The 16,301-nt window shown below is 73.8% G+C and carries 13 protein-coding genes and 1 tRNA gene; 7 read left to right on the top strand and 7 right to left on the bottom strand.

The window, feature by feature from the left end; translation table 11 throughout:
* Positions 1 to 221 precede the first annotated feature (221 nt).
* From ACFW6A_RS06940 to ACFW6A_RS06925, 4 genes are all read right to left on the bottom strand, one after another.
* Complete coding sequence (locus ACFW6A_RS06940) at positions 222 to 1,196, bottom strand: ribose-phosphate diphosphokinase (protein ID WP_043227344.1); 975 nt, start codon at positions 1,194 to 1,196, stop codon at positions 222 to 224.
* A 130-nt stretch (positions 1,197 to 1,326) separates the two neighbouring features.
* Positions 1,327 to 2,814 (bottom strand): bifunctional UDP-N-acetylglucosamine diphosphorylase/glucosamine-1-phosphate N-acetyltransferase GlmU, encoded by a 1,488-nt coding sequence (glmU, locus tag ACFW6A_RS06935; RefSeq protein WP_386481649.1) that lies wholly within the window; start codon positions 2,812 to 2,814, stop codon positions 1,327 to 1,329.
* A 110-nt stretch (positions 2,815 to 2,924) separates the two neighbouring features.
* Positions 2,925 to 3,001, bottom strand: a tRNA-Gln gene (locus ACFW6A_RS06930).
* A gap of 13 nt (positions 3,002 to 3,014) precedes the next feature.
* Positions 3,015 to 3,872, bottom strand: a complete 858-nt coding sequence (locus tag ACFW6A_RS06925) for a hypothetical protein (RefSeq protein ID WP_386481646.1) — start codon at positions 3,870 to 3,872, stop codon at positions 3,015 to 3,017.
* Positions 3,873 to 4,000: 128 nt separating this feature from the next.
* Between ACFW6A_RS06925 and ACFW6A_RS06920 the strand changes: the two genes are divergently transcribed.
* Positions 4,001 to 5,299, top strand: a complete 1,299-nt coding sequence (locus tag ACFW6A_RS06920; protein WP_386481643.1) for a sensor histidine kinase — start codon at positions 4,001 to 4,003, stop codon at positions 5,297 to 5,299.
* 12 nt (positions 5,300 to 5,311) lie between these two features.
* Here ACFW6A_RS06920 and ACFW6A_RS06915 read toward each other — a convergent pair whose 3' ends face one another.
* Entirely contained in the window at positions 5,312 to 5,794 is a 483-nt protein-coding gene (locus tag ACFW6A_RS06915) for an SUKH-3 domain-containing protein (protein ID WP_351843543.1), read from the bottom strand.
* 8 nt (positions 5,795 to 5,802) lie between these two features.
* The gene (locus ACFW6A_RS06910) at positions 5,803 to 6,306 is read right to left on the bottom strand and encodes a YwqJ-related putative deaminase (protein ID WP_351843545.1); all 504 of its coding nucleotides are present in this window, start codon (positions 6,304 to 6,306) and stop codon (positions 5,803 to 5,805) included.
* 308 nt (positions 6,307 to 6,614) lie between these two features.
* Here ACFW6A_RS06910 and ACFW6A_RS06905 point away from each other — a divergent pair, with 308 nt between their 5' ends.
* From ACFW6A_RS06905 to ACFW6A_RS06880, 6 genes are all read left to right on the top strand, one after another.
* On the top strand, positions 6,615 to 7,613 hold the full coding sequence (locus ACFW6A_RS06905; RefSeq protein WP_351843547.1) for an SMI1/KNR4 family protein: 999 nt from the start codon (positions 6,615 to 6,617) through the stop codon (positions 7,611 to 7,613).
* 7 nt (positions 7,614 to 7,620) lie between these two features.
* On the top strand, positions 7,621 to 10,125 hold the full coding sequence (locus ACFW6A_RS06900) for an SUKH-4 family immunity protein (RefSeq protein WP_386639186.1): 2,505 nt from the start codon (positions 7,621 to 7,623) through the stop codon (positions 10,123 to 10,125).
* Positions 10,126 to 10,264: 139 nt separating this feature from the next.
* A complete protein-coding gene (locus ACFW6A_RS06895; protein WP_386639183.1) occupies positions 10,265 to 11,335 on the top strand; it encodes a cellulose-binding protein in 1,071 nt (356 codons plus the stop codon).
* Between the two features lie 9 nt (positions 11,336 to 11,344).
* On the top strand, positions 11,345 to 11,722 hold the full coding sequence (locus tag ACFW6A_RS06890) for a VOC family protein (RefSeq protein WP_386481631.1): 378 nt from the start codon (positions 11,345 to 11,347) through the stop codon (positions 11,720 to 11,722).
* 41 nt (positions 11,723 to 11,763) lie between these two features.
* Entirely contained in the window at positions 11,764 to 14,028 is a 2,265-nt protein-coding gene (locus ACFW6A_RS06885; RefSeq protein WP_386639180.1) for an FG-GAP repeat domain-containing protein, read from the top strand.
* A gap of 192 nt (positions 14,029 to 14,220) precedes the next feature.
* Positions 14,221 to 14,700: a nuclear transport factor 2 family protein gene (locus ACFW6A_RS06880; RefSeq protein WP_351843558.1), complete on the top strand. Its 480-nt coding sequence runs from the start codon at positions 14,221 to 14,223 to the stop codon at positions 14,698 to 14,700.
* A 40-nt stretch (positions 14,701 to 14,740) separates the two neighbouring features.
* Here ACFW6A_RS06880 and ACFW6A_RS06875 read toward each other — a convergent pair whose 3' ends face one another.
* Positions 14,741 to 16,300, bottom strand: coding sequence for an MDR family MFS transporter (locus ACFW6A_RS06875; protein WP_351843560.1), 1,560 nt, complete (start codon positions 16,298 to 16,300; stop codon positions 14,741 to 14,743).
* Between the last annotated feature and the right edge of the window lies 1 nt (position 16,301).

Here is a 16,301-nt window from a genome sequence, read left to right as displayed (position 1 = left end):
GTCGTGACTGTCACCCGGCCGCCGACTGGCGATGGCCTGCTACGAAGAGCGCGTCGATAACGGAGCGCCGACCCGAGAACGGGCACCGGCCTCCCTCGCCGAGCAACCCCGGCAGTCTACCCGCCCGCCCCCGGCCCCCCAAATGGATCACCCACCGGGGAACGCCGGAGGGCCGCCTCCCCCTCGGGGAAGACGGCCCTCCGGCACGGGAACGGAAAGGCTCAGTGCTCCTCGAAGAGGCTCGTCACCGAACCGTCCTCGAACACCTCGCGCACCGCGCGCGCGATCGTCGGCGCGATCGACAGCACCGTGATCTTGTCCAGCTCCAGCGCACCCGGCACCGGCAGCGTGTCCGTGAAGACGAACTCGCTCACCTTCGAGTTCTTCAGACGGTCCGCCGCCGGACCCGACAGGATGCCGTGCGTGGCCGTCACGATCACGTCCTCGGCACCGTGCGCGAAGAGCGCCTCGGCCGCCGCGCAGATCGTGCCGCCGGTGTCGACCATGTCGTCCACCAGGACGCAGACGCGACCCTTCACGTCACCGACGACCTCGTGCACCGTCACCTGGTTGGCGACGTCCTTGTCACGGCGCTTGTGCACGATCGCCAGCGGGGCGTCCAGACGGTCGCACCAGCGGTCGGCGACCCGCACGCGGCCCGCGTCCGGGGAGACGATCGTCAGCTTCTCGCGGTCGACCTTGGTGCCCACGTAGTCCGCCAGCACCGGCAGCGCCGACAGGTGGTCCACCGGGCCGTCGAAGAAGCCCTGGATCTGGTCCGTGTGCAGGTCCACGGTCAGGATCCGGTCCGCACCGGCCGTCTTCATCAGGTCCGCCACCAGACGGGCCGAGATCGGCTCGCGACCGCGGTGCTTCTTGTCCTGACGGGCGTAGCCGTACGACGGCACGATCACGGTGATGCTCCGGGCCGAGGCCCGCTTCAGAGCATCGATCATGATCAGCTGCTCCATGATCCACTTGTTGATCGGAGCCGTGTGGCTCTGGATCAGGAAGCAGTCCGCGCCGCGCGCCGACTCCTGGAAGCGGACGTAGATCTCACCGTTGGCGAAGTCGAACGCCTTGGTCGGAACGAGACCGACGCCCAGCTGGTGCGCGACCTCCTCGGCCAGCTCGGGGTGGGCGCGGCCGGAGAAGAGCATCAGCTTCTTCTCGCCGGTCGTCTTGATCCCGGTCACAGCACTGTCTCCTCAGACGTGTTCCCTGGCCGCAAGACCCGCGCTCCCGGTCCTCCCGGGCGCGTGTGCGAACCAGCCGAATTTGTGTGCACTTATCACGGTACGCCTCGATCGACGTACCTGTTTCCGGTCAGCTTTCGCCGGCGGACCCTTCCGAAGCCGCCTCGGCGGCGTTCGCGGCGGCGCTGCCGGGCCGCTTCCGGGCGACCCAGCCCTCGATATTCCGCTGCTGGCCCCGGGCGACGGCCAGCGCACCCGCCGGCACGTCCTTCGTGATCACGGACCCGGCAGCGGTGTAGACCCCGTCCCCGATCGTGACAGGAGCCACAAACATGTTGTCCGAACCGGTCCGGCAGTGGGACCCGATCGTCGTGTGGTGCTTCGCCACCCCGTCGTAGTTCACGAACACGCTCGCGGCACCGATGTTCGAGTACTCGCCGATCGTCGCGTCACCCACGTACGACAGGTGAGGAACCTTCGTGCCCTCGCCCAGCGTCGCGTTCTTCGTCTCGACGTAGGTGCCGACCTTCGACTTCGGCCCGAGCTTCGAACCCGGCCGCAGATAGGCGTACGGCCCCACGGAAGCCCCCTCGCCGATCTCGGCGGAGACGGCCACGGCGTTGTCCACCCGCGCGCCCCGGCCCACGACGGTGTCCGTCAGCCGCGTGTTCGGGCCCACCTCCGCGTCCTCGCCCACGTGCGTCGCGCCCAGCAGCTGCGTACCCGGGTGGATCACGGCGTCCGGCTCGAACGTCACCGTCACGTCCACGACGACCGAGGAGGGGTCGACCACGGTCACGCCGGCCGTCATCGCGGCCTCCAGCAGCCGCCGGTTCATCAGCGCCCGCGCCTCGGCGAGCTGCACCCGGTTGTTGATCCCCAGGATCTCCCGGTGGTCCGCCGCCACGGAGGCGCCGACCCGGTGCCCGGCCTCGCGCAGGATCGACAGCACGTCGGTGAGGTACTCCTCGCCCTGGCTGTTGTCCGTCCGCAGCTGCTTGATCGCCTCGGCGAGCAGCACGCCGTCGAAGGCGAACACGCCGGAGTTGATCTCCCGGATGTCCAGCTGGCCGGGAGAGGCGTCCTTGTGCTCGACGATCGCCGTCACGGCACCCGTCGCCAGGTCCCGCACGATCCGCCCGTAGCCCGTGGCGTCCGGCACCTCCGCCGTCAGCACGGTCACGGCGTTCCCGTCCCCGGCGTGCGTCTCGGCCAGCGCCTTCAGCGTCGCCCCCGACAGCAGCGGCGTGTCGCCGCACACCACGACCACGGTCCCCTCGGGCGCCGCGCCCAGCTCCTCCAGAGCCATCCGCACCGCGTGCCCGGTGCCGTTCTGCTCCTCCTGCACGGCGGTACGGGTCCCCGGGTACACCTCCTCCAGGTGCCCCCGCACCTGCTCCCGCGCGTGCCCCACGACCACCACGAGGTGCTCGGGCTCCAGCTCCCGCGCGGCCGACACCACGTGCCCGACGAGCGAACGCCCGGCGATCTCGTGCAGGACCTTGGGGGTCTTGGACTTCATGCGGGTGCCCTCACCCGCTGCGAGGACGACGACGGCTGCCAAGGGGGTCCCCCCTGTTCGAGCGGAGCCGAGAACTTGGGGGCGGTTGGCGCTCACGGATATGCCCTTCGGCTTTGGGTGGTGGACGCACGAAGGATACCGGGGGGTCAGGACCCGGACATGCGGAAGGGCCCTGACCTGGGAGGTCAGGGCCCGAACTCGGTGGGCTCCCGGGGCAGGAGTCGAACCTGCGTCTTACCTGGATTCAAAGTCCAGTTGCCCCTGCCGACAGAGCAACCCGGGATGGCCTGGTTAGCCTACGCGGTTAGGCGTTGGGCCTCCACCATGCCAGACCACCAGCCCTCGATGCGCCGGTAGAGCTCGGCTCCTCGCGCGACACGGATCACCAGGCAGCCCCGGTAGTCCTCTCCCACGTTCTTGCGGACCGTTTTCGGGTTGTGCTTCTTGATCGTCGTCTTCTGGAGAGCGGAAACGGGCACTCCGACCAGGTCGGCCCAGTAGAGTTCGGCCGCCTCGACGTCGGCCGTCATGTGGATCATGACGCGGTACGCGAGCCGCTCCGGCTCGACGTTCAGGAGGCGCAGCCAGGCCAGGTAGAGCTGGATGACTCCAGGGTCGCTGTTCACGAAGATAACGTTCTCGCGACGGTCGTACGGCTTGTCCTTGGTGCCTTCTGCCCAGTAGAGGGCGACGCCGGCCAGTAGTAGTTCGCGCTCGGACATCGCACCGACGGAACGGGCCGCATCGGCCTTGGTCGCTCGGCGCCTTTCGTCCCGCACGGCGAGTTCGTGCTCCCAGCGCTTCCGACTGGCGAGACGCGCCTGCTCGGCAGGATCCCGCCGCTCCGGCTTCGGCAGGTCGCGTACCCAGAGGCTGATCGAGCTCTTCGAGCAGCCCAGTTCGACCTGGATCTGGTCGTAGGTCATGCCCTGGAGGCGGAGCTCGCGGGCGCGGGCGCGGAGGTCGTCCTTGGCGCGGGGGCGCTTCGTCCACTCCGGTGGGGGTTCGCCTTTGACCAGGCGCTGGAGGAGGTCGTTGTTGAAGATCTTCAGCCGGTCGCGGATCTGGCGGAGGCTGAGGCCCTCGCGGCGCAGGGTCAGGGCCTGTTCCCGGAGGCCCTCGAAGTCCGCGTAGCGGTTCATTTCTGCGGTCATGTGAGGAGCGTCGTCCGGAATGCGGACGTTCGGGTCGAAAACTTCGGCGATTCAACAGTTCTAGGGACTGGTGTGCGAGGTGTTGACGTCCTGCGGATTTCGCAGGGGGCCGCCCGTAGGGTGGGGGCATGACCGCAACGGGGGCAGATCGGGACGCGCCGGGCGCGCGGACGTGGTGGTGGTGGGCGCGGCGGCGGGGGGTCGTGCTCGACGGGGGGCTGGCGCTTGTCTCGGCGGTGGAGTGCGCCGCCGAGGGGGTGGCGTTCGCCGGGAGGGCGGGGGTGCCGGACGGCGTCGGGGCGGTGTTCGGGTTCCTGGTGGGGTCCGTGCTGCTGGTGCGGCGGCGGTGGCCGATCGCCGTGGTGCTGGTGTCGATCGCGGTGGCGCCGGCCGAGATGGGTTTCCTGATGGGGATCGTCGGTCTGTACACGCTGGCCGCGTCGGACGTGCCGCGGCGGTACACGGCGGTGCTGGCGGGGATGGCGACGGTCGCCGTGTTCGTGGTGACGGCCGTGGAGATGCGGCGGGACATCGCCGCGCAGGCGGACGACTTCGACCCGAGCACCTGGTACGTGCCGGTGATGGCGTTGTTCATGACGCTGGGGCTGAACGCGCCGCCGGTGCTGTTCGGGCTCTACATAGGGGCGCGGCGGCGGCTGATGGAGAGCCTGCGGGAGCGGGCGGATTCGCTGGAGCAGGAGTTGTCGCTGCTGGCGGACCGGGCGGAGCAGCGGGCGCAGTGGGCGCGGCAGGAGGAGCGGCGGCGGATCGCGCGGGAGATGCACGACGTGGTGGCGCACCGGGTGTCGTTGATGGTGGTGCACGCGGCGGCGTTGCAGGCGGTGGCGTTGAAGGATCCGCAGAAGGCGGTGAGGAACGCGGCGCTGGTGGGTGACATGGGGCGCCAGGCGTTGACGGAGCTGCGGGAGATGCTGGGGGTGTTGCGGGAGGAGCCGGGTCCGGTGGCTCCGGCCGTGGTGCCCTTGGCGGCGGTGGGCCGGGCGGCGGCCGCGGCGGCGGAGGCGGCGGCGGGGCCGGGGCTGGATGCGCTGGGTGAGTTGTGCCAGGAGTCGCGGCTGGCGGGGGCCGTGGTGGAGCTGGTGGAGCTGGGGGAGCCGGGGGGGTGTCCGCCGGAGGTGGAGCGGACGGCGTACCGGGTGGTGCAGGAGGCGTTGACGAACGTGCACAAGCACGCGCCGGGTGCGGAGGTGGTGGTGCGGGTGGCGCACCGGGGGTCCGAGGTGGCGGTGCAGGTGGAGAACGGTCCGTCGGACGCGGGGGCGGCGGACGCGGGTCTGCCGAGTGGGGGGAACGGTCTGGTGGGGATGCGGGAGCGGGTCGTGCGGTTGGGCGGGGTGTTCGTGTCGGGGCCGACGGAGGCCGGTGGTTTCAAGGTGTCGGCGGTGGTTCCCGTGCGGGAGTCGTGAGGGTCGGCGGGGTCAGCCGGTGGTGAGGCGGGTGGGCCGGGTGCCGGTGACGAGGGTGGCGAGGGCGGCGTCGATGTCGCGGCCGAGGTACCAGTCGCCGGCGTGGTCGAGGCTGTAGACGCGGCCTTCGGCGTCCATGGCGAGGACGGCCTGGTGGTCGCCCTCTTCGCCGAGGGGGGCGAGTTCGGTGCCGAGGGCGCGGCCGAGGTCGGCGAGGGTGCGGGCGAGGTGGAGGCCGGCGAGGGGGTCGAAGCGGAGGGTGGCGGGCGCTATGTGGCGTCCGTGGCCGGGGGCGGTGAGGTGGAGTCCGCCGAATTCGGCCCAGGCCTCGACGACGGCGGGGAAGACGCTGTGGCGGTGGCCGGCGGGGGAGACGTGGGCGCGGAGGGCGTCGGCCCATTCCTCGGCGAGTTTGATGTCCCAGCGTCCGGGTTGCCAGCCGGCGTCGCGGAGGGCGGCGTCGACGTTGACGGGGAAGCGGGTGGTGTCGGACATGGGCCGGGTCAGCCGTTCTCGGTGGGGGTGACGGTGCGGACGCCGAAGTGGTCGAGGAGGGCGGCGCAGGAGCGGCAGGGTGCGGCGTAGCTGCCGTGGAGGGGGTCGCCGTCCTCGCGGATGCGTCGTGCGGTGAGTTTGGCGTGTTTGAGGCTGCGGCGGGCTTCGCCGGCGGTGAGGGGCTTGCGCTGGGCGCGCTTGGAGCGGCCGTTCTCGGTGGCGGTGAGGTGCCGGGAGAGCAGGATGGCTTCGGGACATCGTCCGGTGAAGCGTTCCCGCTGGCCGCTGGTGAGCGTGTCGAGGAAGTCCTGCACGAGGGGGTGGAGGACGGGGGGTGTCTCGCCGCGGCCCGCCGTGCAGGTGAGGGTCTCGCCGCGTACGGAGAGGGCGGCCCCGACGGCGGGGAGGATGCCGTCGCGGCGGTGGAGCAGTAAGGGGGCGCGACCGTGGTCGGTGTCGCTGCTCCAGTTGAGGCGTGGGTCACCCTGCGTGGGCGTCGTGCTGGCGTACATGGTGCTGGTCTTCCCCTCCTGCAATCCCCCGAGTTGCGGTGCACAGCCTGCCAAATAGGGAGCCATATGGGGAAGCCGGGTGGGGGTTTCGACATGCCGGTGTGTCGGAGCCGTGGTCGGCCCGTCATGGGTTCGTGACGGTTGGTGACGGTGGGTGTGCGGGGCGGGGTGGTGGGGGCGCGGGCCGGTTCGTGGTCTTGTGGCAGCGCATAGGCTGTGCGGGATCGGTCGGGCGCGCTGTGCGCAGCGGGGTCCGGCAGCAGGAGCTAGCAGTAGCAGCCAGTGACGCCATGCAGGGGGCAACCGCCATGACGACAGGTCGGCTCGGGCAGTCCACCGCGCCACCGAACGCGGCCTATGCCGGGCAGGTCGTGCGCTTCCCGGACCCGGTGCGCGCTTCCCGGCATCCGCGAGGGGTGCGGGTGGACGAGCGGGGTTTTCCGGACTTTTCGCCGTACGCGCGTGCGGCGGCGGAGATCGCGGAGCCGCCGGAGGGTTTCGGTGTCGACGAGCTGCGGCTGACGGATTACGTGTCGGCGAACGCGGCGATGGCGGCGACCGGTCATGAGCTGTGGGACACGATTCCGGCGGTGGCGACGCCGCACGGCTGGACGTGGCATCACGTGGCGGGTTCGCGTCGGCTCGAGCTGGTGCCGGTCGAGGTGAAGGCGTTGTTGCGGCATCACGGTGGTGTGGCGACGGCGGCGGTGGACCACGCGAAGCGGGGGACGCGGCCGTTGCAGGAGACCCGTCCGGTGCACTTCGGGCTGCCGAAGAGCGGGATGCCGGTGTCGGAGCAGCAGTTGCAGGGCGTCGAGGAGGATCTCGGTTACCGGCTGCCGGGGGCGTACCGCTCCTTCCTGAAGGTGGCGGGCGGGTGCGCGCCGGTGGGTGCGGCGCTCGACGCGGAGCTGGGGCTGTTGGTGGACCAGCCGTTCTTCACGGTGCGCGAGGAGGCGGGGGTCAACGACCTCGTCTACGTGAACAAGTGTCTGCGGGACCACCTGACGAAGGACTACCTGGGGGTGGCGTTCGTGCAGGGTGGTCTGGTGGCGGTGAAGGTGCGGGGTGCCGGGGTCGGTTCGGTGTGGTTCTGTGCGTACGACGACGTGCGGGATTCCGGTGAGGAGGCCGCGGGGTGGTCGGTGAGCGAGCGGGTGGAGCGGTTGCTGCTGCCCTGTGGTGAGGATTTCGACGCGTTCCTGTTGCGGCTGGCCGGCAATCCGCCGGAGCTGGAGACGGTGGCGAATCTGATGGTGGACGGCGGCTTCGCGCGTGCCGTGCCCGTGGTCCCGGTGGGAGGGTGAGCCGGCTGTGGTGACGTTCGCGCAGGCGCAGGAGCGCGCCGAGGAGTGGATCAACGGCGATCTGCCGCCGTACCAGCACCAGGAGGTGAGGGTGCGGGAGTTCGCGCTGGGTTTCGTGGCGTGGGCGGAGGGCCGGGAGGGCGGTCCGACGTCGGACGTGGGCAGGCAGCGGCTGGTGGTCGCGCGGGACTCGGGTGAGGCGACGCTGTGGCCGGGGTTGCCGGTGGGTGAGGTGATCCGGCGGTACGAGGAGGAGTACGGGGGCGTCGGGGAGGAGGTCGTGCCTGATCCGGCCGTGCCGTCGGCGCGGATCGACCTGAACCAGACGTCGTTCCTGTTGAGTCCGCCGGAGTGGTTGCAGGACGCGGCGGACAAGATCGGTCTGCCGCAGCGGCCGAACGCCTCGCAGGAGGAGCGCGGGGAGGTGGAGCCGGACGCGGAGACGGGTTCGGCGTCGGTGTCCGTGTCGGGTTCGGCGTCGGGTTCGGGTTCGGCGTCGGTGTCGTCCGCGGGGGCTGATGTGCCGGAGGGGCCGGAGACGCCCGCGGCGGCGATTCCGCTGGCGTCCCTGGACGTTCCGGCGTCCGCGTCGGTGTCGTCCGGTGCGTCGGACGAGGCGTACGAGCCGACGGCGATGGACGGGGTTCCGGCGGGTCCGGCGGTGCCGGCCGTTCCGGCGAGTCCGTGGGCGGACGCGAACGCGAGTTCCGGCGGAGTGGAGGGCGTGCCGCTGCCGGCGACGGTGTTCGCGCCGCCGCTGTCGGGGGCCGACGACGAGGACGCGCCGCCGCTGTCGGTGGGTGCGGACGCGCCGACGGCGCTGATGCAGGGCGGGAGCGCGCTGCCGAAGACGGCGGTGGCGCCGCGGCTGGATCCGGCCGCCGCCCCGTCGCCGGGTGCGACTCCTCCGCCGGGTGCGACGCCTCCGCCTCCGGTCGCTCCGCCGGGTCTTCCGGGTGCCGGGGACATCGCGGACGCGGCCACGAGCAAGGCGACGCTGCCGCCGAAGAAGACGGCCCCGGGTCCGGCCGCGCCGCCGCCCCCGCCTCCGCCGGGGGTGCCGGGTGCGGGTGCGGGCGGGGCCGCGCCGGCGGCCGCGTACGTGCCGACGCAGCTGATGGCGCAGACGCCGCCGCCCGGGCCTGCTCCCGTGCCGCCTCCGGGGCCCGCGCCGGTGCCGGGGCAGCCGGGGACGCCTGCGCCGCCCGCGCCGCCGGGTCCCGCGACGCCCGCGCAGCCGGTGCACCACGCGGCGACGATGCTGGCGCACCCGGGGCCGGGGGGTCCCGGTGCGGCGGTGCCGCCGCCTCCTCCGCCTCCGCCGGGTGCTCCCGGTGGGCCGGGGACGCCGGCGCACGGCATCGAGCACGCGCCGACGATGCTGGCCCAGCCGGGGCCGGGTGGTCCGGGCGCGGGTCCGGGTGCGCCGCCGCCTCCGCCGGGGCCCGCTCCGGCGGCGCCGCGGACTCCCGGTCCGGTTCCGGCGCCGGGGCCCGCTCCGGCTCCGGCCTACGGGTATCCGCAGCAGCCGCCGGCCGGGGTGCCGACGGTGGGTCCGGGGTACCAGGCGGTGCTGCGGTACCGGGCGCCGGACGGTTCGGAGCAGCAGATCATCCGGCGTTCGGCGCCGGGCACCCCGCATCCGGAGTGGCAGATCCTGCACGAGCTGCGCGGGCTGGGGGTGCCGCCGCAGCAGGTGCTCGAACTCCACACGGAGCTGGAGTCGTGTGAGCTGCCCGGTGGCTACTGCGCGCGGATGATCCGCGAGACGTGGCCGCAGGCGCGGATCACCAGCATCGCCCCGTACGGCCGCGATCACGCGGGTCGTCAGCAGGGGATGCGGCAGCTGCTGACCCATCAGGGCGAGTTGCACCAGGTGGCGGACGGTCCGGCGCGTCCCGCGCCGGTCCGGGCCCCGCTGCCGCAGGTGCAGCCGGCGCCGCCGGTTCCTCCGGAGGGGGTGGCGCAGGAGCTCGCGGGTGCCTTCGGGCCGGGCGTGCTGCGGTTCGACCAGCGGGCCGTGTCGCGGCAGGGCGTGCCGGAGCTGGTGGCGGTGACGCTCATGTGGGCGGGGCTGCCGGCGGACTTCGGGCCGTTCTTCTGGGCGCAGCCGGCGATGCCGGTGGTGCCGACGCTGGCGGAGCTGGCGCAGCAGCGCCAGGTGCCGGCGGCGCCGGACGCCGGCTCGTACCTGGTGCTGGGTTCGGACTTCGGGCGGGCGATCTGCGTCCAGTACGGGACCGCGCACATCGTGGCGGTGCCGGTGGAGGCCGGTCCGGGCGGGGCGCCGGTGCCGCCGCAGTTCGTGAACACGGGGCTGCCGGAGTTCACGCGGTCGATGGCGCTGCTGGGCCGGATGTGGCGGCTGCGGTTCGGGTTGACGCCGGAGCAGGCGGGGCGGTGGACGGTCGACTTCCAGGCGCAGCTGGCGATGCTGGATCCGGCGGCGCTGTCGTCGCCGGAGAACTGGTGGTCGGTGCTGCTGGAGCAGATGTGGGACGGCCTGCTCTGAGGTGGTGCCGGTCCGGGATCTGACGCCGCGTGAGAGCGGAATGTGACGAAGGGCGCTCGATGTGTGATCACATCGAGCGCCTTTTGTCCGTTCTTATGGCGCATCCTGGAGGGCGAGGCCACAGGGAAGGGGCGTCAGGATGAGTTTCGCCGTCGGACGGGGCCGGGGGTACCGCCCGGAGCAGGTCGACCGCTACCTCGCCGCACTGTCCGAGGACCGCGACGGGGCGTGGGAGCGGGCCGCGCGGCTCACGGCCCTCGTCGAGGAGAGGGAGGCCGAGCTGGCCGGGCTGCGGGAGACGGTCGCGGCGCTGAAGCCGCAGCGGTACGAGTCGCTGGGCGAGGCCGCCGAGCAGATCCTGAGGCTGGCGGAGCAGGAGGACGAGCGGCTCGTCCGCGCCGCCGAGGCCGAGGCGCAGGCCGTCGCCGAGGCGGCCGAGGCGGCGGCGCGGGAGGCCCGGGAGGCCGCCGACGCCTACGCGGAAGGGGTGCGGGCCGCGGCCGAGGCGCAGGCCCGGGCGACCCTGGAGGCCGCGCGGGAGCGGGCCGGGGAGATCGCCACCGTCGCCCGCAGGGACGCCGAGGGCGCCAGGACGGCGGCGGCGGAGGCGTACGAGGAGACCGGGCGCCGCGCGGCCGAGCTCCTGGCCCGGCAGGCCGAGGAGCACCGCACCGGCCTTGCCGACGCCGATCGCGCCGCGGAGGCGGAGGCCGCCCGGCTGGAGGCCCGCTGCGCCGAGCGGATCGCGGAGGCCGAGGCCCGCCTGGAGGAGGAGCGCCGGGCCCTCGCCCGCACGGAGGAGCAGGCCCGGCACGGCCAGGAGGACGCCGAGGCGAAGGCCGCGGAGATCCTGGCGGAGGCCCGGATGAGGGCCGAGCGGACGGAGCGCGGGACGGAGCGGGTGCTGCGCGAGCACGACGAGGCGCGCGACGAGATCCACGCCCACATGGAGCACATCCGCAATTCCCTGGCCGCCCTGACGGGCCGCCCGGCCGTGTCCCCGGAACCCGGCGGGGAGCGGGACCCGGAGACGGCGGAGGAAGGCCCGGCGGCGGACGGGGAAGCGACCCCGGAGAACCCGGCGGCGGACGGGAAGGCGGCCCCGGAGGGCCCGGCGGCGGAGGACCCGGAGGAACCGTCGGTGGACGGGGAGACGGCCCCGGAGGGACCGGAGGGCCCGGCGGCGGAGGAGGGCGGTCCCCGCCCGTAGTCTCCGCGCATGCGGATGAACCTGACGGCGGTGAACCTCGACTGTGCCGACCCCCTGGCCCTCGCCGGTTTCTACGCGAGGGCCACGGGCCTGCCCCTGCACGAGCGCTCCGGCGCCGACTTCGCCGGCCTGGTCGGCGGCGACGGCCTGGTCCTGGGCTTCCAGCGGGTCGCGGACCACCGCCCGCCGACCTGGCCGTCGGGCGGGGTCCCGGCCCAGCTGCACCTGGACTTCGACGTGGACGACCTCGACGAGGCGGTGGCCGGACTGACCGCCCTGGGCGCCGTCCTCGCCCCGGTCCAGCCCGACCCCGCCCGCTGGCGCGTCCTCCTGGACCCGGCGGGCCACCCCTTCTGCGTCTCCCCCCGGAAGCGGCGCGGCATGTGACCGTCCGGTAGCGTCTGGCCTCCCAGGGGAGGGAAACGATCATGCACATCACGCGCCCGCGCGCCCGCCGTCTCGCGGCCGTCGCCGTCACCGTCGTCCTCGCCGCCACCGGCGGCACGCTCACCACGCTCCCGGCCGCCGCCGCACCGGTCGCCGCGCAGGACCAGCAGGAGTCCGCCGTACCGTTCCCGCGCGACGCGGACGTCGTCGGCGCGGGCCCGGGCGGCTTCCTGTCGAAGACCCGCGGCGAGACGCCGGAGTTCCGGTGGACGCGGTACGCGGACGGGTCCTCGGTGGTGTTGTCGGGCGCCGACGCGGCGGGCGGCGGCTCGGACGTCGTCGTCACCGGCGACCGGAGACTGATGAGCGTCAGCTCGCTGCTGAAGGTCTACGACATGACGAAGCCGGACCCGGCGCCGGTCGTCGTCGACCTCGACGCGCTGGGCGGCTACACGTACGCGGGCCAGGCGGGCGACACCCTCCTCGTCGAGCGCTACGAGGACGGCCACACGATCCAGTACGCCACCGGCCTCGCGGTCCTCCTCGCGGGCGGGACCCCCGAGTTCCGCAAGGTCGAGGGCGGCGCCCGGATCGACTGCGAGAACGGCGACGGCGCCTGGACCGGAGCGGGCGGCGCGCTCTACGACTGCTGGGTGGCCGGCGAACGGATCCCCACCAAGATCTTCGCCGACCTCGCCACCGGCGAGACCCGCTGGCACCCCGTCGGCCCGGACGCGTGGGCCTGGGACGGCGCGGTCTCCGCCACCCACGTGGCCTGGCGGGAGGCGAGGGTGCCGGGCGGTCACGGCGTCGTCGTCCACCGGCGCGGCGGCTCGACCCGTGAGATCTGGCTCCCGTCGGAGTACGACGCGAGCGACCCCGTGTACCTCGTCGGCGGCTGGGTGGCGTCCGGCCAGAAGGCCCACATCGACGGGGCCGGGCCCGCCGAGGGCGGGCAGGCCGTGACGCGGCGGCCGTTCGTCGTCCAGTCGGCCGAGCGGCCCGGGGAGAGCGCCGTCCTGCTCACCGCCTTCTCCTCCGCCGTCGTCGGCCCCGGCGGCTCGCTGCTCGTGCGCGGCGGCACCCCCGAGCACGGCGAGGGCCTGTACCGGATCTCGCCGCGCGCCGACGACGGCGTCCCGCAGGTCGAACTCGTCGCGTCGACGGGCCAGTCGACCGTCGTCACCCTCACCGGCCACACCACCCCGAACGAGATCACCGGCGAACGGGCGGCGCGCGGCGTCGACTTCGGCTGGGACCTGTCCCGCGGCGACGCCCGGGTGGAGCTGACCCTGACCCACGTGCCGAGCGGGAAGGGCGTGTCGCACGCCTGGCCCGCCGAGGGCGCCGCCGGCGAACCGCGCCGGATCACCTGGCACTGGGACGGCAAGGACCTGGAGAACGCCGCCTGGGCGAGTCCCGCCCGCTCCGGCACGTACGAGTGGAAGCTCACCGCGCGCCCGGACGACGGCATCGGCCCCGACCTCGTCACGACCGGCCGCTTCTCCGTGACCCGGCCCGCCGCCGCGCACGACTACGACGACGACGGCACCGCCGACCTCCTCGCCCGGGACCCGCAGGGCGTCCTGTGGCGCTACGGCACCCGGCCCGCCGCCCCGGGCGGCTCGCCCACCGCCACCGGCGCCTCACGGGTGGGCGGCGGCTGGCAGGCGTACGACCGGCTGGTGTCCGTCGGGAACGTGGCGGGGAGCTCCGCCCCCGACAGCGTCGCCCGGGACCGCTCCGGCGTGCTCTGGCTCTACCAGGGCACCGGCAACCGGAACGCGCCGCTCTCGGCCCGGACGCAGGTCGGCGGCGGCTGGCAGACGTACGACCGGATCACCGGCGGCGGCGACGTCACCGGCGACCGGCGGCCTGACCTCCTCGCCCTCGACAAGACCGGCGTCCTGTGGCTCCACGCCGGCACCGGCAACGCCAAGGCGCCGTTCTCCGCCCGGAAGAGGATCGGCGGCGGCTGGCAGGTCTACAACGAGATCACCGCCGCCGGGAACCTCGGCGGCGCCGCGTCGGGCGACCTCCTCGCCCGGGACCGCACCGGCGTCCTCTGGCTGTACCTGGGCAAGGGCGACGGCACCTTCGCCGCCCGCAAGCAGGTCGGCGGCGGCTGGGGCGCCTTCAAGGGGCTCACCGCCGTCGGCGACGCCGACGGCGACGGCCGCGCCGACCTCGTCGCGTGGAACGGCGACGAGACCTTCTACGCCGGCACGGGCGACTGGGCGGCCCCCTTCAGGCGGGGCGTCCGGACGAACCTGACGCAGGACGCGGCGTACGACTCCGCCTTCTGAGCGCTGCTCCGCCGGCGGCCAGGGGGCGGCCGGCGGCTCCGTCGGGCTGCGCCGCTCCCCGGCCCCGGGCGGGGCGCCGGCCGCCCCCCCGTGTCCGCCGCGAGAGGCCGGGCGAGTCCGTGAGGGGCCGGGCGAGCCCGCGTCCTTTTCGGCACTTGACCTCAAGTGAGCTTGAGGGAAGAGGGTTTCGGCATGGACACCGAAGAGATGCAGCGGCAGCTGCGGGCCCTGACCGACCGTGCCGAGATCACCGACCTGATGGGCCGCTACCTGCGGTCCCTGGACGTGGGGGTCTTCGACGAGGAGTGGGCCGACGCGTTCCACACCGAGGACGTCACCGCCGAGATGCCCATCGGCACGGTGCACGGGCGGGACGCCCTGCTGTCCCACGTCCGGGAGGCCATGGCGCTGTTCGACCGGACCGTGCACCTGGGCACCGACCTCGTCGTCGAGGTCGACGGCGACCGGGCCACCGTGCGGGGGGCCCAGTTGAGCACGCACGTCCTGGCGGACGGGTCGGGCGGCCTGTTCGTGTCCGCCGGGCACGTCGACGACGAACTGGTGCGGACGGCCGACGGGTGGCGGATCGCCGCCTCGGCGCTGCGGGTGGTGTGGACCCGCGGCACCCCGCCGCGGCTGCCGGACGCCTTCGCCCCCGCCCTCACGGCCTGAGGCCCGGGGCGGTCGCGCGGGGAGCGGACGCCGTCGCCCGCTACTTCCCGTCCTCCGCCGCCGTCTCCTCCAGGACCGGGAAGCGACGGGGGGCCAGGGTGAGGAGGGCGAGCAGGGCGAGGGCGGCCGCGGCGGCGGCGCCGAGGTAGACGTAGTCGACGGCCGCGGCCACCGCCCGGCGGAGGTGGTCGGCCGCCTCGGCGGTGAGGGAGGCGGGGGCCTCCAGGGCGCGGGCCACCCCGTCGAGGTCGCCGCCGCCCAGGCGGGAGGCGAGGACGGCGTTCGCCACGGCGCCGAAGAGGGCCGCGCCGACGCTCTGGCCGACCTGGCGGCAGAAGAGCACGGAGGCGGTGGTGGTGCCGCGTTCCTCGTAGGGGACGGTCGACTGGACGCCGACCATCAGGGGGAGCTGGAAGAGGCCGAGGCAGGCGCCCAGCACCAGCATCAGGAGGGCCGGTTGCCAGGGCTCGCCCGGGTAGGGGAGGAACGGGAAGGCCAGGAGGCAGGCCAGGGCGCCGGACATGCCCAGGACGGCGGTCAGGCGGAAGCCGATGCGTGTGTAGACGCGGTTCGAGAAGGCCGCCGAGATGGGCCAGCTCAGGGTCCATGCGGAGAGGACGAGGCCGGCGGCGATCGGGCCGAGGCCGAGGACCGACTGGGCGTAGGTGGGGAGGAAGACCGTCGGGGCGACCATGAGGAGTCCCAGGGCGCCCAGGGCCACATTCACCGCGGCGATCGTGCGGCGGCGCCAGACCCAGCCGGGGATCATCGGCTCCGCCGCCCGGCGCTCCACGACGACGGTGCCGGCCGCGAGGAGCGCCGCGCCGCCCAGCAGGCCCAGGGACGGGGCCGAGAGCCACGGCCAGGCCACGCCGCCCTGCACGAGCGCGGTCAGCAGCAGCGCGCCGGTCGCGAAGACGCCGAGCGCGCCCGCCCAGTCGATGCGGAGCGGGGCCGTACGGGCGGGCCTGGCGGGCTCCTTGAGGTGGCGGAGGATCATCCAGAGGGCGAGGCCGCCGACCGGCAGGTTGACGAGGAAGATCCAGCGCCAGTCCGCGTACCCGGCGAACAGGCCGCCGAGGACCGGGCCCGCGATGGAGGCGGTGGCCCAGACGGAGGAGAGCTTCGCCTGGATCCTGGGGCGTTCCCTGAGCGGGTACAGGTCGGCGGCGATCGTCTGGACGGTGCCCTGGAGGGCGCCGCCGCCGAGGCCCTGGACGACGCGGAAGGCGATGAGCGCGGCCATGTTCCAGGCGGCGGCGCAGAGGAGCGAGCCGAGGAGGAAGAGGACCGTTCCGGCGACGAGGACGGGTTTGCGGCCGAAGGTGTCGCTGAGCTTGCCGTAGACGGGGAGGGTGACGGTGACGGCGAGGAGGTAGCCGGAGAAGAGCCAGGAGAAGACCGAGAGGCCGCCGAGGTCGCCGACGATCTGGGGGACGGCGGTGGCGACGACGGTGCCGTCGAGGGCGGCGAGCGCCATGCAGAGCATGAGGGCGGCGACGACGGCGCCCCGGTGGCGGCCGGCGGGCCGGGGCGGCGGCGGGGTCTCGGGGGTGGTCCGCGTGGGGGCGGTTCTGCCGTCGGTGCTCCGGTCCGTCACC

The sequence above is a fragment of the Streptomyces sp. NPDC058758 genome (genome assembly GCF_042746075.1).
GTDB lineage: Bacteria > Actinomycetota > Actinomycetes > Streptomycetales > Streptomycetaceae > Streptomyces.
Note: the sequence above shows the minus strand (reverse complement) of the source record. Positions and strands in the feature narration are given on the sequence as shown.